Source organism: Janthinobacterium sp. Ant5-2-1, assembly GCF_001445815.1.
Classification (GTDB): Bacteria; Pseudomonadota; Gammaproteobacteria; order Burkholderiales; family Burkholderiaceae_D; genus Janthinobacterium; species Janthinobacterium lividum_E.
In genome coordinates this window covers 1-4473 of record NZ_LNCE01000116.1, presented here as the reverse complement: position 1 = coordinate 4473, position 4473 = coordinate 1, and the positions used below count along the sequence as shown (strand labels likewise).

Below are 4473 nucleotides of genomic sequence, written 5' to 3'. Positions count from 1 at the left end.
GGGTACGTTCCGATATATTACTCACCCGTTCGCCACTCGCCACCAGAGCAAGCTCCGTGCTGCCGTTCGACTTGCATGTGTAAGGCATGCCGCCAGCGTTCAATCTGAGCCAGGATCAAACTCTTCAGTTTAATCTCTGTTACTTTGCCGTTTTACCGGCACCGTCATTGCTGACGGGTCGCTCACTCAAAAAACTGACAGGCTACTTCCGAAGAAGTATCCTATTTCATTATTTCTTGTGAACATTTGATATTTTAAGTATTACGACAATCCGAAGATCATCGCTGCACTACATCAAATGCCCACACTTATCGACTGTTAATTGTTAAAGAACTGTATTCGGTACTGCTTTCGCGCTATCGACAAAGCGTTGTGTTTGTCAGCTGCGAAGAAGGAAGAGTATGAAGCATTTCGCTAAATCCGTCAACTCCTTCTTTTACTACTCATCGCCGTTTCCGGTGATCCTCAAGTGCCGCATTGACTGCGTCTCAATGGGGAGGCGAACTATAGCAAAGCGCCGCCAGTCTTGGCAAGGGCTTTCAATCGCTATCCGTGTTTTTGTTCAGGCGGCCAGCAGGGCTTTGACCAGGTCTTTCTTGTCGACACATTCCGTGGCATCGACATGCAGCGCTTTGAGCACATGGTCAAGATGATGCAACATGATGTCGACTGCAGCGTCGGCATTCCCAGCCTTGGCCGCCTCGATGAACAGCGCATGCTCATCCGATGAGCAACTGGCGTCTTCGCTGGACTGCTGGTGCATGGCGATGAGCGAGGTGCGCGCCGTCAGTTTGCGCAAGATTTCCTTCAACACCAGATTACCAACGATATCGGCCAGCAAGGTGTGAAAATCACCCAGCAACCTGGCGCGCAGCGGCAGATCGTTTTGTGCTAGGGCCTGGCGCTCCAGCGCAAGGTGGGCATCGATGCGGCGATAATCATCGGCCTTGGCCATGGCCACGAAATCACGCGCCAGGCCGGCCTCAAGCGTGCGGCGCACGGCAAAGATTTCGCGCGCCTCGCGTTCACTGAGCTTGCACACGCATGCGCCCTTTTCCGGAATGATCTCGATGAGCTCATCCTTCGACAGCATCAGCAAGGCCGCACGGATCTTGGTGCGACTGACGGAATACACACGGGCCAGGGCCTCTTCCTTGAGCTTGGTGCCAGAAGGCAAGCGGCGTTCGATAATCGCCGCCGCAATATCCGCAGCGATCTCCTCGGACGAGTTGGTAACAGCTGGTGTGGTGGGGTCAAGCATGCGGGATCTGGCTTTGGCAAAGACGATCAGGAAACCGAACTGATGAAACTGGCCAGTTCCGGTGTCGACGGCGCGGCAAACAGGGTCTTCGGATCACCCTGCTCATGGATTTTCCCTTGGTGCATGAACACCAGTTGATCCCCCACCTCGCGTGCGAAGCGCATTTCATGCGTGACCATGATCAAGGTCATGCCATCCTCGGCCAGCTTGCGCACCACGGCCAACACTTCGTTCACCAGTTCCGGGTCGAGTGCCGAGGTAATTTCATCGCACAACAGTATTTTCGGCTGCATCGCCAGTGCCCGAGCGATTGCCACACGCTGCTGCTGGCCGCCCGACAACTGGTCTGGAAACGAGGCAAAGCGATCGGCAAGGCCGACTTTTGCCAGCGCATCGCGCGCCAGCGCCTCTGCTTGCTGCTTGCCGATTTTTTTGACCACGGTCGGCGCCAGCATCACATTCTGTCCGGCCGTCAGATGCGGATACAAATTGAACTGCTGGAACACCATGCCGACTTTCAGGCGCAACTGGCGCAAATCGGTCTGGCCGACGGTGACCCTCACACCATCGACGTCGAGCGAGCCTTCGTCGAAACTTTCCAGTCCATTAATCGAACGCAGCAAGGTACTCTTGCCCGAACCGCTGCGTCCGATCACTGCCGTCACTTGGCCTTCCTTGACGCGCAAGTCGATGCCCTTGAGGACGTGATGCGCACCAAAGCGCTTGTGCAATCCATTGATGCTAACGAGAGACATTGATTTTCCTTTCCAGGCGGCGGGCATATAGCGAAAGCGGGAAACACAGGCAAAAATACATCAGGGCGATCAGGCCATACACGGTGAAGGGCGCAAACGTAGCATTGCTGATCATCGAGCCGGCCTTGGTCAGCTCGACAAAACCGATAATGGACGTGACCGCCGTCGCTTTCACGACCTGCACGGAAAAACCGACCGTCGGTGCGACGGCGATGCGCAGCGCCTGCGGCAAGATCACATGGCGCATCTGCTCCATATACGTCATTGCCGTGCTGGCAGACGCTTCCCACTGGCCGCGGGGAATCGCCTCGACGCAACCGCGCCAGATTTCCGCCAGGTAGGCGCTGGTAAACAAGGTCAGGGCCACGCTGGCAGCAAGCCAGGGCGACACTTGCATGCCGCTCAGCGACAGGCCAAAGAACAGCAGGAACAATTGCATCAGCAGCGGCGTGCCCTGGAACAACTCGATGTACATGACAGCAAACCGGCGCAGCAGCCGCGAGCTTGAGGTGCGCATCATCAGTATCGCGATAGCGACCAGGCCACCGCAAACAAAGGCGATCAAGGACAGCAATACCGTCCAACGCCCCGCCAGCAGCAAGTTGCGAATGATGTCCCACAGGGAAAAATCGCTCATGTCGCTCTCCTCGCAAGCACGTAGCGGCCAAACAGGACGAGCGCGCGGCGCACGCCGACCGCCAGCAAAAAGTACATGATGGTGACGACGAAATACACTTCGAAGGAACGGAAGTTACGCGAGGTAATGAAGCCGGCGCCAAAGCTCAGCTCTTCGGCCGAAATTTGCGAACATACGGACGATCCCAGCATCACGATCACGATCTGGCTCGACAAGGCTGGCCACATCTTGAGCAAGGCCTGGCGCAGGATCACGCAGCGAAAAATCTGGAAGCGCGACATCGCCAGCGCCAAAGCGGCCTCGATATGGCCTTTCGGCACAGACTCCACGCCGGCGCGGATGATCTCGGTGCTATAAGCGCCCAGGTTGAGCACCATCGCAATCGTTGCCGCCTGCCACTCGCTCAAATGAATGCCGAGGCTGGGCAAGCCGAAGAAGACAAAGAACAGCTGCACGATGAACGGCGTGTTGCGGATCAGCTCCACATACACGGTGTAGACCGGGAACAGCACGGGCAGTTTCCAGGCGCGCGAGATGGCGCCAAGAATACCGATGGCGACACCCAGCACGGTGCCAACGAGTGTCAAACGCAAGGTGCCCATCACGCCGTTGTACAGATACTCGCGGTATTCCCAGATACTGCTGAAATCAAAAGTGTATGCCATGGCGCGCTTGACCCGTTACAGCAGGGCGGTGACAGGGCGCGTTGTTTTCAGCCATTTCTGGGCGATGGTATTGAGGCTGCCGTCTTCTTTCGACTTGGCCAGGATGGCATTGATTTGCGCCAGTAACTTCGGTTCGCTTTTATTGATGCCGACGTAGCAGGGAGAATTCTTGATAAAGAATTTGAATTCGAGTTTTTTGGCAGGCTGTTTTTCGACAATTGCGCCAGCCACCACGTTGCCAGTGGCAATCAAGGGCACCTGGCCGGACAGGAAAGCGGAAATGGTCGCATTATTATCTTCAAAACGCTTGATGGTGGTATTGGCCGGCGCAATCTTGCTCAGCTCAAGATCTTCCACGGCGCCGCGGGTGACGCCCACTGTTTTACCTGCCAGTTGCTCGGCCTTGCTGATCGCCTGATCCGCACCACCGAACACGCCGCTGAAGAATGGCGCATACGCTGCGCTGAAATCGATGACTTTTTCACGCTCCGGGTTTTTACCGAGACTGGAAATGACCAGGTCGACTTTTTTGGTATTGAGGTAAGGAATGCGATTGGCGCTGGTCACGGGCACCAGTTCCAGCTTGACACCCAGGCCTTTGGCCAGCAGTGCGGCCACGTCAATGTCGTAGCCAACGGGTTTCATGTCAGGGCCGACCGATCCGAAAGGCGGAAAATCCTGGGGCACGGCCACGCGCAAGACCTTGGCCTTGAGAATATCGTCGAGCGCCTCGGCATGGGTCAGCGGTGCAGCAAGTGCGGTGGCGGACAAGATCAGCGACAACAGGATCGAACGACGGTTCATGACAACTCCTCAAGGTGGGATGGAGCGTGCTATCCCATGATGAACAGCGCGCCATAATCCTTGAGCAGTTTCCGTGCCTGCATACAAAGCCTGCATACGATCTGCAAAGCCCCTATTTCTGCATAGTTTTTGAGCAGTGCCTGACTTTCTGCACCACACCATGCACGAATCGGGTGCACCGCGACAAACCACCAGACGAAAAAAAACCCCACCATGGCTGGCGGGGTTTTTCTCTACTGCGAATAACAAGCCTGACGATAACCTACTTTCACACTGGTTGCAGCACTATCATCGGCGCAAAGTTGTTTCACGGTCCTGTTCGGGATGGGAAGGGGTGGGACCAACTTGCTA

General features: G+C 56.0%; 5 protein-coding genes and 2 rRNA genes. All 7 read right to left on the bottom strand.

The annotated features are described in order from the left end of the window. A 16S ribosomal RNA gene (locus ASN89_RS25365) occupies positions 1-131 on the bottom strand; the annotation flags it as partial. 431 nt (positions 132-562) lie between these two features. Beyond that, the gene (locus tag ASN89_RS25360) at positions 563-1261 is read right to left on the bottom strand and encodes a GntR family transcriptional regulator (RefSeq protein ID WP_058051193.1); all 699 of its coding nucleotides are present in this window, start codon (positions 1259-1261) and stop codon (positions 563-565) included. 26 nt (positions 1262-1287) lie between these two features. Further along, entirely contained in the window at positions 1288-2016 is a 729-nt protein-coding gene (locus tag ASN89_RS25355; RefSeq protein WP_058051192.1) for an amino acid ABC transporter ATP-binding protein, read from the bottom strand. Further along, positions 2003-2653, bottom strand: a complete 651-nt coding sequence (locus tag ASN89_RS25350; RefSeq protein ID WP_058051191.1) for an amino acid ABC transporter permease — start codon at positions 2651-2653, stop codon at positions 2003-2005. The genes ASN89_RS25355 and ASN89_RS25350 overlap by 14 nt, the downstream gene beginning before the upstream one ends. Beyond that, a complete protein-coding gene (locus tag ASN89_RS25345; protein WP_058051190.1) occupies positions 2650-3318 on the bottom strand; it encodes an amino acid ABC transporter permease in 669 nt (222 codons plus the stop codon). The genes ASN89_RS25350 and ASN89_RS25345 overlap by 4 nt, the downstream gene beginning before the upstream one ends. A gap of 15 nt (positions 3319-3333) precedes the next feature. Next, the gene (locus tag ASN89_RS25340; protein WP_058051189.1) at positions 3334-4122 is read right to left on the bottom strand and encodes a transporter substrate-binding domain-containing protein; all 789 of its coding nucleotides are present in this window, start codon (positions 4120-4122) and stop codon (positions 3334-3336) included. Between the two features lie 249 nt (positions 4123-4371). Beyond that, positions 4372-4473, bottom strand: a 5S ribosomal RNA gene (gene rrf, locus ASN89_RS25330); the annotation flags it as partial.

What these genes read in the sequence shown, in the direction of transcription:
- ASN89_RS25360 (WP_058051193.1), bottom strand. Translation starts at nt 1,261, where the DNA reads ATGCTTGACCCCACCACACCAGCTGTTACCAACTCGTCCGAGGAGATC.
- ASN89_RS25355 (WP_058051192.1), bottom strand. Translation starts at nt 2,016, where the DNA reads ATGTCTCTCGTTAGCATCAATGGATTGCACAAGCGCTTTGGTGCGCAT.
- ASN89_RS25350 (WP_058051191.1), bottom strand. Translation starts at nt 2,653, where the DNA reads ATGAGCGATTTTTCCCTGTGGGACATCATTCGCAACTTGCTGCTGGCG.
- ASN89_RS25345 (WP_058051190.1), bottom strand. Translation starts at nt 3,318, where the DNA reads ATGGCATACACTTTTGATTTCAGCAGTATCTGGGAATACCGCGAGTAT.
- ASN89_RS25340 (WP_058051189.1), bottom strand. Translation starts at nt 4,122, where the DNA reads ATGAACCGTCGTTCGATCCTGTTGTCGCTGATCTTGTCCGCCACCGCA.